Below are 15,592 nucleotides of genomic sequence, written 5' to 3'. Positions count from 1 at the left end.
TGTTCCAGTGCCGCTGCACGGCATAGAACAGGGCGACGAACCGCAAAGGGGCCGGAAATGCAGTCAACCAATCCCACAGCCGCCATTCTGGTCATCGGAGACGAGATCCTGTCGGGCCGCACCCGCGAGGGAAACGCCCATCATCTGGCCAAGGTGCTGTCCGCCACGGGATTCGATCTGCGCGAAATTCGCGTGGTTGCCGATGATCACGCGCAGATCGTGGGCGCGGTTCAGGCCTTCGACAAGGCGCTGGGGGGCGCATATGATCTGCTGTTCACCTCGGGCGGGATCGGGCCGACCCATGACGACATCACCGCCGATGCGGTGGCTGCGGCCCATGGCACCACCCTTGAAATCAACGAAACCGCGCGTGCGGCGCTGCAGGCGCGCTGTGACCGGATGGGCACCGAACTAACCCCGAACCGCCTGCGCATGGCGCGCGCGCCCGTCGGGTCCACGCTGATCGACAACGCGGTATCGGCCGCGCCGGGTTTTTCTATCGGCAACACCCATGTCATGGCCGGCGTCCCCGAGGTGTTTCGCGGCATGGTCGACTGGCTGATCCCGCGCCTTCCGGGTGGCCGCCCCGTGCAGTCGCTGACTATCGAGGTCCGGCGCGGTGAAAGCGATGTGGCCGAGGATCTGCAGGCGATCGCGGGCGAGTTTCCCGATCTGTCGCTGGGATCCTATCCGTTCAATGACGATCAGGGCTGGGGCACCAATCTGGTGGTGCGCGGACTGGATGCCGACCGCGTGGCGACAGCGATGGACGCAGTGAAACAGCGGCTGAAGCTGTGATGGATCGCGATCTGGCCAACGCGTTCGAGGCGACCTGGCCCGCCGCCGAATATGCCCGCGCGGGCGGGTTTCTGGTGGGGCGCGGGCTGGGGGCCGGGGGGCGTGTCAGCTCGGCCCGGGTCGATGGCGACTGGGTGGGTGATGATATCGACCGCGCGGCGCAGATCCATGCGGGTTGGGGGCAGGTGCCCATGTTCCGCGCGCTGGATCAGGATCAGGACCTGATCGCGGCGCTTGAACAGCGCGGCTATCGGCGGGAGACCCCGACCGCAATTCTGGACATCGCCGCCGCCGATCTGACCGATTGCGCGATCCCGCCCGTGACCACCTTCTGTGTCTGGCCGCCCATGGCGATTCAGCGCGACATCTGGGCGGCGGGCAATATCACGCGGGCGCGTCAGGCCGTGATGGATCGCGTGCCCGCCCCGAAAACCGCGATTCTGGGCCGGGTCGAGGATCGCGCCGCCGCCGCCGCCTTTGTTGCCATTCAGGGTCCGGTGGCGATGCTGCACGGGATCGAGGTTCTGGACCGCTGGCGCAGGCGGGGGCTGGCCCGCTGGGTCGTTCGGCAGGCGGCCTTCTGGGCGCAGGAACAGGGCGCGTCGCGTCTGGGGTTGGCCGTAAGCCGCGCCAATACCGGGGCCCGCGCGCTGTATGATGCGATGGGATTTCGCGAAGCGGCGGGCTATGGCTATTACGCGCGGCGCGACAAGGACTAGTCCGCGTCGGGTGGGGGCAGGAACTCGACCTCGTGCAGGGCCGAGATGCGGGCAAGCTCGGCCGGGTCGGTGACGCCGTCAAGCGCCCCGAACAGCGCGAAGATCTTGCGCGACGGGGCGACCCCGAACACGCAGCTTGCCGTCCGCCCCGATCGGTTGAAGATGCCATGCGCGATGCCGCGCGGCATACGGACGGTGTCGCCGGGCCCCGCAATATGGACCTGATCGCCGAATTCCACCTGCAATTCGCCGTCCAGCATGACGATCCATTCGTCCTGTGTGGGGTGGATATGGGGCGGCACGAAGCTGTCCGCCGGAACCGTCGCATGCCAGATCATGACATTTTCGCTGTGCAGCTTGGGCGTGTAGGTCTGACCCACCACATTCCACGAGGTGCCGCCAAGTGCCTGTTCCGCGCCGGTGATGCCCGGTGTTTCATCGGTCATGATATGGTCCTTTCCCTGGGTCATAATTCGGTGCGCAATTCCCACAGATCGGGAAACAGCACCACGTCCAGCATCCGGCGCAGGTAGTTCACCCCCGATGTCCCGCCCGAGCCACGCTTGAAGCCGATGATGCGTTCCACCGTGGTCACATGGTTGAACCGCCAGCGGCGGAAATAGTCTTCGAAATCGACCAGCTTCTCGGCCAATTCGTACAGTTCCCAATAGCGGGCCGGATCGCGATAGATCGCGGCCCATGCCATGCGGGCGGCATCGTTCGGTTGATGCGGCTGGTCCAGCCGTTCGCGGGCGGGAATGTCGAACCCTGCCAGCCGCAATCGTTCCAGCACCGTATCGTAAAGGGAGGGGCGGGCGATTTCCTCGGTCAGGATGCGGGCCAGTTCGGGACGGTGTTCATGCGGGCGGATCATCGCCATGTTGCGGTTGCCGGCGACGAATTCGATCAGCCGGTACTGATGCGATTGAAAGCCGCTGCTTTCGCCCAGACTTTCGCGGAAATCGGTATATTCGCTGGGGGTCATGGTGCGCAGCACGTCCCATGCGCTGTTCAGCTGTTCCATGATCCGCGCCACGCGGGTCAGCATCTTGAAGGCCGGTTGCAGCTCGCCCGCCCCGATCCGGTCGCGCGCCGCGTTCATTTCATGCAGCGCCAGTTTCAGCCACAATTCGCTGGTCTGGTGCTGGATGATGAACAGCATCTCGTCATGGGCGGTCGAGAGCGGATGCTGCGCCGTCAGGATGCGGTCCAGCCCCAGATAGTCGCCATAGGACATCCGCCCGTCGAATGACATCTGTGCGCCTTCGGACGAGGGATCATAGCCGTCGCTCATCTTAATCCTTTTGATCTTTCAGTCTGAATCGTTGAATCTTGCCGGTCTGCGTCTTGGGCAGCGAGGTGCAGAACACGATGCTGCGCGGGTATTTGAAAGGCGCGATCGTGTCCTTCACATGCCGTTGCAGCCGGTCGATCGTGGCCTGATCGGCGCTGACACCCTCGGCAAGCACGACATGTGCCTGCACGATCTGTCCGCGTTCGGGATCGGGGGCGCCGATCACCGCGCATTCGGCCACATCGGCATGGGCCAGCAGCGCGGCCTCGACATCGGGGCCGGCGATATTATAGCCCGCCGACAGGATGATATCGTCCGACCGGGCGGCAAAGTGAAAGCGTCCGTCCTCGTCCTGCCAGAAGGTATCGCCGGTCAGGTTCCAGCCATTCTGGACATAATCGCCCTGCCGCGGGTCATCCAGATAGCGACAGCCGATCGGTCCGATCACCGCAAGGCGGCCCATCTCGCCGCGGGGCAGTTCCTGCCCGTCGGGTCCGACGATCCTGGCGCGATAACCGCCCACGGGCCGCCCGGTGCAGCCCGGATGGCTGTCGTCAAAGCGGTTGGTGATGAAGATATGCAGCATCTCGGTCGCGCCGATCCCGTCCAGCATCGGCTTGCCGGTCTTGTCGTGCCATTCCTGCCAGACCGGCGCAGGCAGGGTTTCGCCCGCGCTGACGGCGGCGCGCAGGCTGGAAAGGTCGGCCCCCTCATCCATCGCGCGCAGCATCACCCGATAGGCGGTGGGCGCGGTGAAACAGATCGTGGCGCGGTGGCGCTGAATGATCTCGATCATGTTGGGCGGCGAGGCGTTTTCCAGCAGCACCGCCGACGCCCCGAAGCGCAGCGGAAACACCGCCAGCCCGCCCAGCCCGAAGGTGAAGGCCAGGGGCGGGCTGCCGACAAAGACATCGTCGGGCGTGACGCCCAGCACCTCTTTGGCATAGCCGTCCGCGATGACCAGGATGTCGCGGTGGAAATGCATCGTCGCCTTCGGCTCGCCCGTGCTGCCGCTGGTGAAACCCAACAGCGCCACATCGTCGCGCCCGGTCCGGACCGCGTCGAATTTCACCGGCTTCGTCAGCGCGGCGCGATCCAGTTCGGCGTCGTGATTGGCGGTACCGTCAAAACCGACCACCGTTTCCAGAAACGGCGAATCCTTGGCGGCCGCGACCAGTTCGTCCATCAGCCGCGTGTCGCACAGCGCATGGGTGATCCGGGCCTTGTCGATGATCTGACCCAGTTCCTTGGCGCGCAGCATCGGCATCGAGTTCACGACGACCGCCCCCGCCTTGGTCGCGGCCAGCCAGCAGGCCACCATCGCCGGGTTGTTCGCCGACCGGATCAGCACCCGGTTGCCGGGCCGGATGCCGTAATCCTCGACCAGCGCATGGGCCAGCCGGTTGGTCCAGTCGGCCAGTTCCTTGTAGGTGCGCGCCCGGCCATTTCCGACCAGTGCATTGCGGTCGCCAAAGCCGCGATCGACCATGTGATCGGTCAGCTCGGCCCCGATATTGATCCAGTCGGGATAATCAAAACCCGACAGGTCGATCTCGGGCCAGGCCGCGGGCGGTGGAAGATTGTCGCGGGTAAAGCTGTCGGTATGTCCGCTTGGTCCCAGTTTCACCATCTTCCACTCCTGTTGATCAGTCCGGAACGACCGCTGTTGCCTCGATCTCGACCTTGGCGCGGTCCTCGACCAGCCCGGCGACCTGAACCAGCGCCATGGCCGGGAAATGACGGCCGATCACCTCGCGATAGGCGGAGCCGACCTCGCGCAGCGCGGACAGGTATTCCTGCTTGTCGGTGACATACCAGGTCAGCCGCACCAGATGTTCGGGCCCCGCGCCGCCCTCGGCCAGAACCGCGACGATATTTTCCAGAACCTGCCGGACCTGACCGGCGAAATCGTCGGTCCGGAACTGTTGATCGGCGTCCCAGCCGACCAGCCCGCCGGTAAAGATCATCCGGCCACGCGCGGCGATGCCATTGGCATAGCCGACAGCGCGTTTCCAGTTCGCGGGATGCAGGTGTTCATGCATGATGGGCCTCGAAACGGGGGCGAATATGGGCGGGCCAGGGGGCCGGGCGGAAATCGCGATCCATCCAGACGACGGTGGCGCGGGCCTCGATCCGGTCATCGGCGGTCACCAGGAACCGCGCACTCGTGCGGCCCAGATGCTCGACCCGCAAATGCCAGTCCAGCCGATCCCCAAGACGCGAGGGTTTGCGGAAATCCACTTCCAGCCGTGCGGTTGGCATGCCGTACCCCTCTGCGATCATCTGCGCGAAAGGATAGCCGACCTCTTCGGCCATGAAGTTCTCGACCACGGAATTCACCATCTCGGCGTAGCGGGGGTAGAACACGATCCCCGCCGGATCGCAGTGGCAGAACTCGATCGCGATGCTGCGCTGATAGCTCATGCGCCCTCCAGGATGTTGCGGGCGATGATCAGCTTCTGCACATCGCTGGCGCCTTCATAGATGCGCAGGGCGCGGATCTCGCGATACAGGCTTTCGACCATGGTGCCGCGCCGGACGCCGTCGCCGCCCCATAACTGCACCGCCTGATCGATCACCTGCTGCGCGGCCTCGGTCGCATACAGCTTGGCCATCGCCGCCTCGCGGGTGATGCGCGGCGCGCCCATGTCCTTGGTCCAGGCCGCGCGATAGACCAGCAGCGCGGCGGCATCGATCTTCAGCGCCATATCGGCGATATGCCCCTGAACCATCTGCAGTTCGGCCATCGGTGCGCCGAACAATTGCCGCTCGCGCACGCGGATCACGGCCTCGTCCAGCGCCCGCCGCGCAAAGCCAAGCGCGGCGGCCCCGACGGTCGGGCGGAAATGATCCAGAACTGTCATGGCGATACGAAACCCGGACCCCGCCTCGCCAATCAGCGCGTCCGCGGGCAGCCGCACCCCCTCCAGCCGCAGATGCGCCAGGGGATGCGGCGCCATGACCTCGATCCGCTCGACCACACGCAGCCCGGGCGTTTCGGCAGGCAGCAGAAAGGCCGACAGCCCCCTTGCCCCTTGGGCTTCACCCGTGCGGGCAAAGATCACATAGACATCCGCGATCCCGCCATTCGAAATATAGGTCTTCTCGCCATCCAGAACCCAGCCATCGCCCTCGCGCCGCGCGGTGGTGGCCGTTCGGGCCACATCCGATCCCGATCCCGGCTCGGTCAGCGCAAAGCCCGAAATCGCCGCGCCGGTCCGCGTGCGTTCCAGCCAGCCGCGCTGCGCAGCTGTGCCGAACAGGGACACGGCCCCCATTCCCAACCCTTGCATTGCAAAGGCGAAATCCGCCAGCCCGTCATGCCGGGCCAGCGTTTCGCGGATCAGGCACAGGCTGCGAATGTCCAGCACCTCACCGCCCGAGTGCCGCAGCCAGCCACCCGCGCCCAGATCACGCACCAATCCCCGGCAGGCCGCGTCCACGTCGCCGTGATCGACCGGCAGCGCCGCCCCGGCCCATTCGTCCAGCGCCGCCGCCAGCTCGCGGTGACGATCCTCGAAAAACGGCCAGTCCAGAAAGCTTCGGTCCATCTTCTTCTTTGTCCAAATACCCAAATGGCGCAGGTCAGTCGCCTTGAAACACCGGTTGTTCCTTCTTGACGAAGGCGCGGTAGGCACGTTCGAAATCGCGGGTCTTCATGCAGATCGCCTGGGCCTGCGCCTCGGCTTCGATCGCCTGATCCAGACCCATGTTCCACTCTTGGTTCAGCTGCGTCTTGGTGATGCCATGCGCCCAGACCGGCCCGGCCGCGATGGCGCGTGCCAGTTCCATGGCCGCGGCCTCGACATCCTCGTGCAGACTGTTCCAGAAGCCCCAGCGCTCGCCCTCTTCGGCGCGCAGGACGCGGCCGGTATACAGCAATTCGGCGGCGCGGCCCTGACCGATGATGCGGGGCAACATGGCGCAGGCGCCCATGTCGCAGCCGGCCAGACCGACGCGGGTGAACAGGAATGCCGCCTTGGCCGAGGGTGCCGCCAGCCGCAGATCGCTGGCCATGGCCATGATCGCGCCCGCGCCGACACAGATCCCTTCGACTGCGGCGATCACCGGCTTGCCGCAATGGATCATCGCCTTGACCAGCTCACCCGTCATGCGGGTAAAGGCCAGCAGTTCCGGCATTTCCATCGCGACCAGCGGGCCGATGATGTCATGGACATCGCCGCCGGAACAGAAATTGCCGCCATTGCTGGCCAGAACGACCACATCCACATCCTCGGCATGCGTCAGATCGCGAAAGGTGCGGCCCAGTTCGGCATAGCTGTCGAAGGTCAGCGGGTTCTTGCGTTCGGGGCGGTTCAGGCGGATCACGGCGATGCGGTCGGTGACCTGCCAGTGGAAATGCTGCGGCGTCAGATTCGCCATGCGGATCGGTGTCATTCGTGTCTCCCGGCGCGGGCAAGAATGTCGCGCATCATGTCCAGATCGGCTTCGCCCAGGTTGGCGAAGATGGCATCGACCTCGGCCTCGTGGCCGGTTGCCATGGCCTCGAAGGCGGTCAGCCCCTCGGGTGTCAGGCGCACGCGAATGCGGCGGCGGTCGCCATCCTCGGCCTCGCGGCGGGCCAGCCCGTCCTTTTCCAGACGGTCCACCACCGCCGTCGCATTCCCGTTCGACACCAGCAGCATCCGCGACAGTTCCGACATCGTGACCCCGTCGCGCCGCCGCCACAGCGCGGCCATCACGTCGAAACGCGGCAGGGTGGTGTCATGTTCGCGGCGCAGATAGTCGCGCAGCCGGTTTTCGGCGGCGCGGGTCACGCCCAGCATCCGCACCCAGGTCTTCAGCCGGCGCTTGGACAGATCGTTCATGCGCTTTCGCCCCCGTCCAGCATGATGGCCTGCCCGTTCACGCTGGCCGCCGCGGGCGAGGCCAGCCACATGGCCGTGCCCGTCACCTCGGCGGGCGCGACCAAGCGGCCCTGCGGGTTTCGCGCGGTCAGGGATGCAAGCGCCTCGGCCTCGCTGCGGCCGGTCTTTTCGACGATATTGGCGATGCTGCGGCGCGTCATGTCGGTATCCAGAAAGCCGGGGCAGATCGCGTTCACGGTGATGCCTTTTTTCGCCACCTCATGCGCAAGCGACCGCACCAGACCCATCACGCCATGCTTGCTGGCAGCATAGGGTGCGGCATAGGCGGCCCCGCGCAGCCCCGCGATCGAGGCGATGGCGATCAGCCGCCCGCCCGCCTGCATCTGTGCCAGGCCATGCTGAAAGGTCAGGAAGGTGCCGGTCAGATTGGTGGCGATCATGCGCTGCCAGTGGTCCGGATCGACCTTGGCAAAGGGCGCGGCCTCGGCCATCCCGGCATTGGCGATCACGATCTGACAGGGCCCGGCCTGTTCGAACATCTCGCGCACCTGATCGGGATTGCCGACATCGCCCGGAACGGCGCGGATGCCGTCCGTCGCCACCTGCGCCAGCTTGTCCATGCTGCGCCCCGTGATGACGACCTCGTGCCCGGCGCTGGCAAAGGCGCGGGCCATGTCAGCGCCCGTGCCGCTGCCACCGCCGGTGATCAGAACGCGGCTCATGCGCGGATCTCTTCGGCCTGACGCTCGGCCAGGCGGCGGGCCTGATCGCGCCCGGCCAGATAGGGCAGGGGCCATTCCGTCGCCTCATCGCTAAGCGCGACGGCGGCATGCAGCGTCCAGTAGGGATCGGCCAGATGCGGGCGTGCCAGACAGACCAGATCGGCCCGCCCCGCCATCAGGATCGAATTCACGTGATCGGGCTCATAGATATTGCCGACGGCCATGGTCGCGATCCCGGCCTCGTTGCGGATGCGGTCGGAAAACGGCGTCTGGAACATGCGGCCATAGACGGGGCGCGCGTCGGGGGTCGTCTGTCCGGCGGAGACGTCGATGATATCGGCCCCGGCTTCGCGGAACATGCGGGCAATCTGCACGGCCTCTTCGGGGGTGACGCCGTGATCGCCGATCCAGTCATTGGCGCTGATCCTGACCGAGATCGGTTTTCCCTGCGGCCAGACGGCACGCATGGCGGCAAACACCTCCAACGGCCAGCGCATGCGATTGTCCAGTGAACCGCCATAATCGTCCCCGCGCCGGTTCGACACCGGCGAGATGAAGCTGCTGATCAGATAGCCATGGGCGGCGTGCAGTTCGATCATGTCGAACCCGGCGCGTTCGGCCATCCGGGTCGCGGCGACGAATTCGTCGCGGACCTGATCCATCTGCGCCCGCGTCATTTCCTGCGGCACGGCGTTTCCCGCCGACCACGGCAGATCCGAGGCCGACATGATCGGCCAGTTCCCATCCGGCAGCGGCTGGTCCATGCCCTGCCACCCGATGCGGGTGCTGCCCTTGCGGCCCGAATGGCCGATCTGACAGCAGATGCGGGCATCGGTTTCCTGATGCACGAAATCGGTGATCTCGCGCCAGGCGGCTTCGTGTTCGGGGGCATAGAGGCCGGGGCAACCGGGGGTGATGCGGCCTTCGGGCGACACGCAGGTCATCTCGGTATAGACAAGCCCCGCGCCGCCCTTGGCGCGTTCGCCGTAATGGACCAGATGCCAGTTCGTCGGCTTGCCCTCGACCGCCTTGTATTGGGCCATGGGCGATACGACGATGCGGTTCTTCAGTGTCATGTCGCGCAACCGATAGGGCGCGAACATCGGCGCGCGCCCGGCCTGACCGCCTACCTGCTGCTGAAACCAGTCCTCGGCCCGGCGCACCCAGTCGGGATCGCGCAGGCGCAGGTTTTCATGGCTGATCCGCTGGCTGCGCGTCAGCAGCGAATAGGTGAACTGGATCGGGTGCAGGTCGAAATAACGCTCGACTTCTTCGAACCATTCAAGGCTGTTGCGCGCCGCCGATTGCAGGCGCAGCACCTCGAGCCGGCGTTCTTCCTGATAGCGGGCGAAAGCGCGCTGCATCGTGGGTTCGGAATGCAGGTATTCGGCCAGCGCGATTGCACTGTCAAAGGCCAGCCGCGTGCCCGAGCCGATGGAAAAGTGCCCCGTCGCCGCCGCATCGCCCATCAGCACGACATTGTCCTTGTACCAGCGGTCGCAGATCACGCGGGGAAAATTCATCCACACCGCCGAGCCGCGCAGATGTGCCGCGTTCGACATCAGGTCATGCCCGCCCAGATGATCGGCAAAGACGGATCGGCAGGTCTCGACGATCTGGTCCTTGCTCATCCCTTCAAAGCCAAAGCTGTCCCAGGTCTGCTGGCTGCATTCGACGATGAAGGTCGCGGTGTCGTCGTCGAACTGGTAGACATGCGCCCACAGCCAGCCGTGTTCAGTGCGTTCGAAGATGAAGGTGAAGGCGTCGTTGAATTTCTGGTGGGTGCCCAGCCAGATGAACTTGCACAGGCGCATGTCGATATCGGGCTTGAACACATCCTGATATTCGCTGCGGACCTTGCTGTTCAGCCCGTCCGAGGCAACGACCAGATCGTAATCCGCGGCAGAGCTTTCGGCGCTGCCGAATTCGGTTTCAAACCGCATGTCCACGCCCAGTTCGCGGGCGCGATCTTGCAGTAGGGTCAGCATCTTCTTGCGTCCGATCCCGGCAAAGCCATGCCCGCCCGACACGTCGCGATGGCCGTCGCGGATCACGGCGATATCGTCCCAGTAGATGAAATTGTCGCGGATCGCCTGCGTCGATTGCGGATCGTTGCGCTGCATCCGTTCCAGCGCGTCATCCGACAGCACGACGCCCCAGCCGAAGGTGTCATTGGCCCGGTTGCGTTCCAGCACCGTGACCTGATGCGCGGGGTCGCGCAGCTTCATCGAGATCGCGAAATACAGACCCGCGGGCCCGCCGCCGAGGCAGAGAATCTTCATGCCGTGCCACCTCCTGTTCAGGGAAAGCTGGCACGGCGGGGTTATTATTTCAAGCTTGAAATTTCTTGTCGCAGCGCATCGGCGATCAAGGCGGGTACGTCGGGGGCCAGTCCGATCGGGTCCAGACGCGGGCCGGTGAAGCCCGCCTGATCCAGCGCCTGCGGCAGATCGTCGGTCACATGCTCGGCCCGCAGCGCGAAGAATGGCAGGCTGACCGCGCGGCTCAGGTCGCGGGCGGCATCGGCGATGAAGGGTTCCTGTTCGACAAAGCCGGTTACCACGCGGGCGAATTGCGGCGCGATCAGATCGGCCAGCGCCGAGGTGATGTTGAAGCTGGCCTGCGACCGGCCCGAGCCATGCGCCGACAACAGCAATGTCGTGTCGCGGGCGGCCCAGCCCTGTTCGGCGGCGGCCTGATGGGCAAGCCGGATGATCAGCGGCGGCAATCCCGGATCCGTGCCGAAGGGACGCATGATGCGGGCCTTCGGGGCCCCGGCCTCGGCCAGTTTGCGGGGCAGCTGCGTGCCGGTGAACCAGCCTTCGGCCATGAACATCGGGTAGATCAGGCTGTGATCGTCGCAGGCGGCGGCCAGCGCGCCCGGCATGGCCAGCGTCGCGCCAAGAACCTGGCAGCCCGGGTCATGGGCCGCGACCTTGGCGGCCAGATCGCGGATTGCCTGTTCCTGCGGTTCGGGATCGCCGGGCTGGCCGTGCGATACGATGACGGCGCGCATCAGTTCTCGCGGAAATACTGGGCGAAGGCTTCGGGCATCTGGAATTCCGCCAGGGCCTTGGCGCGCCCGTCGGCCGACATCTTGCGGGCGGTCTTTTCGATGATGCGGGGCATCTTCTCGTCCGGCTGTTCGGCCATGAAATCGCCCAGATACCAGCGGATGAAGGTGAAGCAGATCACATCTTCAAGGGCCTGCACCTCGGGGTCGCGCTTCAGGCCCTGCTTGGTCAGCATCTTGCGGGCGCGGTCGATGTCTTCGCCGTCATAGCCCGCCTCTTCCATGATGCCCGCGATGCGGTCGGCATGGCGCCGGCCCTGTTCGCTGCGCCATTGCAGATAGCCGGCGCGGTCCATCGGATAGCTGTCGCGCGGCAGGGTCCAGCGTTCGATATGCTGGCCGCGGCAGGCGATGCGCAGCACCTCGCTGGCATCGGGGAACAGGCGCTGCTGTTCGGCGGTCATGCGCTGACCATAGAGCAGGTTGGCGGGGTGGCCGTCCTCTTGATTCGGGTCCTTGGCATTCGCGGCGTCGATGGCGGTGAAGGCGTGGTCGAGTCGGGTTGTCATTGCGGTCTCCGGGTTTTGGTCAGTGTTGCCGCAAGGCGCAAGCGCTGCAACCGTTGATCCGGTGGCAAGGCCGGGGGGCTGTCTGCCCCCCGGACCCCCCGAGGATATTTGCCGCACAGAAGATGGTGCCTAGGTCAGACGAAAGCCGTCGGGGATGGTGTCGCGTTCCTGCAGGATCAGGTCGGCCATGACGGTGGCGATCTTAGGGGCCATGCCGAAGCCGATCTTGAAACCGCCATTTGCAACGAAGTGACCGGGGCGGCCCGGCCATGCCCCCAGAAGGGGCGCGCGGGATTTCGCGCGGGGGCGCAGCCCGGCCCAACGGTCGATGATCGCGGCGTCTTGCAGGGCGGGGCAGATCGCGCGGGCGCGGGCGAGGATCTGATCGAGTTGCGCATCGGGTTCGTCGTGGTCGTAGTCGTTTTCCGAGGTCGAGCCGATGGCCGTCGTGCCGTCGGCATGGGGCACGATATGCAGTCCGTCGGCGAAGACCTGCGCGCTGTTGCCTGCATCATGGGCCAGCAGCGCGGATTGCCCCTTGATGCCCTTGCCGGTATTTCGGTTCAGGTCGCGGCCAAGCAGTTCAAGCCCCGCGCTGCCGGTCGTCCAAAGGGCGGGGCCGCGAATGTCGTCCGGGGCGACGGTTTGGCCTTCGTCGATCCGACCGCCCTTGGCGCGGATCGCGGCGGCCAGGGCCGCAAGGGCCGCACGCGGGTTCAGCCGCGCGGTCAGCCCGTCGCGAAGCCAGAGGCCGGTCGGGCTGTCGGGGATCAGCGCGTCGGGCGGCGCGTCGGTGATCTGCATCGCCATGTCCTGCGGCCAGCGCAGATCCGCTTGCGCGATCCGATCGCGCAGTTGTGGCAGGCTGGCGCGATCGAGGATGGGTTGCAGGCGACCGCTGCGGGCGTAGCCCGCGGGCAGGCCGGACACCTGTTGCACCTGAGCCCAGAAGGCAGGTGCAGCCAGCAGGCTTTCCAGTTGAAACGCCTTTTTCGGGTTCCAGTTTTCAGGCGCGTGGGGGGCCAATGCGCCGACATGGCCGCCCGAGGACCCGGCACCGATGCGGGCGGCCTCGATCACATGGACGCGGGCGCCGCGGCGGGTCAGTTCCCACGCGCAGGTCAGACCGAAAATCCCGGCACCGATGATGGTGATGCTTGTCAAAGCGGGGCCCTTTCGCCTAGCTGCACGCATGGGCGATCTAGCGAAAAATGCATCCGGGGACCAGCCGCAGCTGGAATGGCGCGAGGGTGGCGTGCCGGTGGCGACGCGCTTTGACGATCCGTATTTCAGCCTGCAGGGCGGCCTTGCGGAAACGCGGCATGTGTTTCTGGCGGGCAACGGCCTGCCGGACCGGCTGCGCCCCGGGTTTCACGTGGCCGAGCTGGGCTTTGGCACCGGGCTGAATGCGCTGGCGCTGGCTTCGGTTGCGACCTGCCCGGTGGTGATGACCAGTTTCGAGGCCTATCCGATGGACCGGGCGCAGCTGGAACAGGCGCATGCCGCCTTTCCGCAGCTTGCGGATCTGTCGGCGCGGTTGCGGGCCGGCTGGCCGGGGATGCGGATTCAGCTGGGCCAGGTGGATTTGCGCCTTGTCATCGGCGATGTGGCGCAGACGCTGCCGGATTGGACCGGTGCGGCGGATGCGTGGTTTCTGGACGGGTTTTCACCGGCCAAGAACCCACAGATGTGGGCCGGTGAGGTGATGATGCAGGTCGGTCGCCATACCGCGGCGGGTGGCAGTTTCGCGACCTATACCGCAGCGGGTCATGTGCGCCGCGCGCTGAGCGAGGCCGGGTTTCAGGTCGCGCGGCAGCCGGGCTTCGGGCGCAAGCGGCATATGAGCGTGGGTCGTATGCCCTAGCGGCGCACGCGGGGGATGCGGCTGGGGGCGTAGGTCGCTTCGGCATGGGGTGGATGGCCATGGGTGCGCTGCCAGAAACCCGGTCCGCCCCGGCGCAGGAACAGTGGCACGGCAAGGATGACCCCGGCGATGAAACCGCCTGCATGGGCCCAATAGGCGACGCCGCCCTGACCGCCGACACTGGTGAAGCCGCCGAAAAGCTGCATGCCGAACCACAGGCCCAGCATGGTCCAGGCGGGCACCGTAAAGATGCGGAAGATGATCACGATGATGATCAGGATGTCGATCCGCGCCTTGGGAAACAGCAGCAGATAGCCCCCCATCACCCCCGCGATCGCACCCGAGGCCCCGACCATGGGAACAGATGACAGCGGGTCCGACAGGATCTGTCCCCCGGCTGCGGCCAGACCACAGGCCAGATAGAACACCAGAAAGCCCAGATGCCCCATCTGGTCTTCCAGATTGTCGCCGAAGATCCACAAGAACAGCATGTTGCCGCCGATATGCATCAGCCCCGCATGCAGGAACATGTGGCTCAGCAGGCCCCACAGCATGTCGCCATAGCTGATCGCCAGCGGATACAGCGCCAGTTGCACCCACAGCATCTGGCCCGACTGGCTGCCGGGCAGGGTCGCAAGATACATCACGATATTCGCGGCGATCAGCGCATAGGTCACGAACGGCGTGCGATGCGACGGGTTGTGATCGCGGATCGGAAACATGGGTATCCCTGGTTGGCGCAACGGACGCAGGATGGGCGGGGCGGCGGCAAGATGCAAGCCGGGCGACTTGCACGATATGCAGGATCGGCGTAGCCCTGAGCCGCGAGGGAACCGGCATGGGGGCAGGCGGGCATGACAACGGCGACGATACCGGCATCCGACGCCCCGCGCCCGCTGTTGGCCGGGGCGTGGATGATGGGCGCGGTCGCGGCCTTCACCTCGATGGCGGTGGCCGGGCGGGCCGTGTCGCTGGAGCTGGACACGTTCGAGATCATGGGCTTTCGTTCGCTGGTGGGGATCGCGATCGTGGCGGCGGTCCTGACCCTGCGGGGGATGTGGTCGCGGATCGATCTGCGAAACCGGCGGCTGCATCTGACCCGCAACATCGCCCATTTCACCGCGCAGAACCTGTGGTTTTACGCCATCGCGGCGGTGCCTTTGGCGCAGGTCTTCGCGTTGGAGTTCACCTCGCCGCTATGGGTGCTGGTGCTGTCGCCCATGCTGTTGGGCGAACGGCTGACGGCGGCGCGGGCGATCGCAGCGCTGCTGGGCTTCGCGGGGATCATGCTTGTCGCCCAGCCCGGAGCCGCGCCGCTGACATGGGGTCTGGGCAGCGCGGCGGCGGCGGCGGTCGGTTTCGCGCTGACCTATATCTTTACCAAGAAACTGACGGCGGTGACGCAGACCGCCTGCATCCTGTGGTGGATGACGGTCACGCAGGCGATGCTGGGCCTGTTCTTTGCCGCGATTGATGGCGATATCGCCCTGCCATCGGCGCAGGCAATGCCATGGATCGCCCTGATCGGGGCGGCCGGGCTGACCGCGCATTTCTGCATTGCCAGCGCCCTCAGGGTCGCGCCCGCGACGGTGGTGATGCCCTTCGATTTCCTGCGCCTGCCGGTGATCGCCGTGGTCGGGCTGATCCTGTATGATGAGCCCGTGGGCCCGATGGTCATCGCGGGCGCCGCGATGATCCTGTGCGGAAACAGCCTGAACCTGCGCGCTGCCGCACAGAAGCCGGGCAGGGTCGGGGGTTGATCTGGCCGGGCTGCGGGTCCACTT

Annotated in this window: 18 protein-coding genes; 4 read left to right on the top strand and 14 right to left on the bottom strand. The window is 65.9% G+C overall.

Features of this window, described 5'->3' with window-relative positions; translation table 11 throughout:
- The first annotated feature begins 57 nt into the window (after nt 1-57).
- Nucleotides 58-798, top strand: coding sequence for a competence/damage-inducible protein A (locus BMX67_RS01105; protein WP_090731823.1), 741 nt, complete (start codon nt 58-60; stop codon nt 796-798).
- The gene (locus BMX67_RS01100) at nt 798-1,517 is read left to right on the top strand and encodes a GNAT family N-acetyltransferase (protein ID WP_090731821.1); all 720 of its coding nucleotides are present in this window, start codon (nt 798-800) and stop codon (nt 1,515-1,517) included. The genes BMX67_RS01105 and BMX67_RS01100 overlap by 1 nt, the downstream gene beginning before the upstream one ends.
- On the opposite strand, the gene BMX67_RS01095 is transcribed toward BMX67_RS01100, so the two are convergent.
- The 13 genes from BMX67_RS01095 to BMX67_RS01035 all read right to left on the bottom strand — a co-directional run bounded on the left by BMX67_RS01095 (nt 1,514) and on the right by BMX67_RS01035 (nt 13,138).
- Nucleotides 1,514-1,963 (bottom strand): cupin domain-containing protein, encoded by a 450-nt coding sequence (locus BMX67_RS01095; RefSeq protein WP_090731819.1) that lies wholly within the window; start codon nt 1,961-1,963, stop codon nt 1,514-1,516. The genes BMX67_RS01100 and BMX67_RS01095 overlap by 4 nt on opposite strands.
- 20 nt (nt 1,964-1,983) lie before the next feature.
- On the bottom strand, nt 1,984-2,811 hold the full coding sequence (gene kynA, locus BMX67_RS01090; protein ID WP_090731818.1) for a tryptophan 2,3-dioxygenase: 828 nt from the start codon (nt 2,809-2,811) through the stop codon (nt 1,984-1,986).
- A gap of 1 nt (nt 2,812) precedes the next feature.
- A complete protein-coding gene (locus BMX67_RS01085) occupies nt 2,813-4,441 on the bottom strand; it encodes an AMP-binding protein (protein ID WP_090731816.1) in 1,629 nt (542 codons plus the stop codon).
- Nucleotides 4,442-4,457: 16 nt separating this feature from the next.
- Nucleotides 4,458-4,853 carry a RidA family protein gene (locus BMX67_RS01080; protein ID WP_090731815.1) on the bottom strand — a complete coding sequence of 132 codons (396 nt, stop codon included), beginning with the start codon at nt 4,851-4,853 and terminating at the stop codon, nt 4,458-4,460.
- Nucleotides 4,846-5,235 carry an acyl-CoA thioesterase gene (locus tag BMX67_RS01075; RefSeq protein ID WP_090731813.1) on the bottom strand — a complete coding sequence of 130 codons (390 nt, stop codon included), beginning with the start codon at nt 5,233-5,235 and terminating at the stop codon, nt 4,846-4,848. Before BMX67_RS01075 ends, BMX67_RS01080 begins: the two co-directional genes overlap by 8 nt.
- Nucleotides 5,232-6,362, bottom strand: a complete 1,131-nt coding sequence (locus BMX67_RS01070) for an acyl-CoA dehydrogenase family protein (protein ID WP_090731812.1) — start codon at nt 6,360-6,362, stop codon at nt 5,232-5,234. Before BMX67_RS01070 ends, BMX67_RS01075 begins: the two co-directional genes overlap by 4 nt.
- A gap of 34 nt (nt 6,363-6,396) precedes the next feature.
- Nucleotides 6,397-7,194 (bottom strand): enoyl-CoA hydratase family protein, encoded by a 798-nt coding sequence (locus BMX67_RS01065; protein ID WP_425438948.1) that lies wholly within the window; start codon nt 7,192-7,194, stop codon nt 6,397-6,399.
- Between the two features lie 11 nt (nt 7,195-7,205).
- Nucleotides 7,206-7,640 (bottom strand): MarR family winged helix-turn-helix transcriptional regulator, encoded by a 435-nt coding sequence (locus BMX67_RS01060; protein ID WP_090731809.1) that lies wholly within the window; start codon nt 7,638-7,640, stop codon nt 7,206-7,208.
- Nucleotides 7,637-8,362, bottom strand: coding sequence for an SDR family NAD(P)-dependent oxidoreductase (locus BMX67_RS01055; RefSeq protein ID WP_090731808.1), 726 nt, complete (start codon nt 8,360-8,362; stop codon nt 7,637-7,639). The genes BMX67_RS01060 and BMX67_RS01055 overlap by 4 nt, the downstream gene beginning before the upstream one ends.
- Nucleotides 8,359-10,644, bottom strand: a complete 2,286-nt coding sequence (locus BMX67_RS01050) for a bifunctional salicylyl-CoA 5-hydroxylase/oxidoreductase (RefSeq protein WP_090731806.1) — start codon at nt 10,642-10,644, stop codon at nt 8,359-8,361. The genes BMX67_RS01055 and BMX67_RS01050 overlap by 4 nt, the downstream gene beginning before the upstream one ends.
- A gap of 44 nt (nt 10,645-10,688) precedes the next feature.
- Nucleotides 10,689-11,378: a CbiX/SirB N-terminal domain-containing protein gene (locus tag BMX67_RS01045; protein WP_245739035.1), complete on the bottom strand. Its 690-nt coding sequence runs from the start codon at nt 11,376-11,378 to the stop codon at nt 10,689-10,691.
- Complete coding sequence (locus BMX67_RS01040; protein ID WP_090731803.1) at nt 11,378-11,944, bottom strand: DUF4202 domain-containing protein; 567 nt, start codon at nt 11,942-11,944, stop codon at nt 11,378-11,380. The genes BMX67_RS01045 and BMX67_RS01040 overlap by 1 nt, the downstream gene beginning before the upstream one ends.
- Before the next feature lie 129 nt (nt 11,945-12,073).
- Nucleotides 12,074-13,138, bottom strand: coding sequence for an NAD(P)/FAD-dependent oxidoreductase (locus tag BMX67_RS01035; protein WP_090731802.1), 1,065 nt, complete (start codon nt 13,136-13,138; stop codon nt 12,074-12,076).
- On the opposite strand from BMX67_RS01035, the gene mnmC2 reads away from it, so the two are divergent.
- Nucleotides 13,137-13,808, top strand: a complete 672-nt coding sequence (mnmC2, locus tag BMX67_RS01030) for a tRNA (5-methylaminomethyl-2-thiouridine)(34)-methyltransferase MnmC2 (RefSeq protein WP_090731800.1) — start codon at nt 13,137-13,139, stop codon at nt 13,806-13,808. The two genes, BMX67_RS01035 and mnmC2, sit on opposite strands and share 2 nt — an antisense overlap.
- Here mnmC2 and BMX67_RS01025 read toward each other — a convergent pair.
- The gene (locus BMX67_RS01025; RefSeq protein WP_090731798.1) at nt 13,805-14,530 is read right to left on the bottom strand and encodes a rhomboid family intramembrane serine protease; all 726 of its coding nucleotides are present in this window, start codon (nt 14,528-14,530) and stop codon (nt 13,805-13,807) included. The genes mnmC2 and BMX67_RS01025 overlap by 4 nt on opposite strands.
- Before the next feature lie 132 nt (nt 14,531-14,662).
- Between BMX67_RS01025 and BMX67_RS01020 the strand changes: the two genes are divergently transcribed.
- Nucleotides 14,663-15,568: a DMT family transporter gene (locus tag BMX67_RS01020; RefSeq protein ID WP_090731796.1), complete on the top strand. Its 906-nt coding sequence runs from the start codon at nt 14,663-14,665 to the stop codon at nt 15,566-15,568.
- The last annotated feature ends 24 nt before the right edge of the window (nt 15,569-15,592 follow it).

This window comes from Paracoccus homiensis, assembly GCF_900111675.1.
GTDB classification, from domain to species: Bacteria; Pseudomonadota; Alphaproteobacteria; order Rhodobacterales; family Rhodobacteraceae; genus Paracoccus; species Paracoccus homiensis.
Note: the sequence above shows the minus strand (reverse complement) of the source record. Positions and strands in the feature narration are given on the sequence as shown.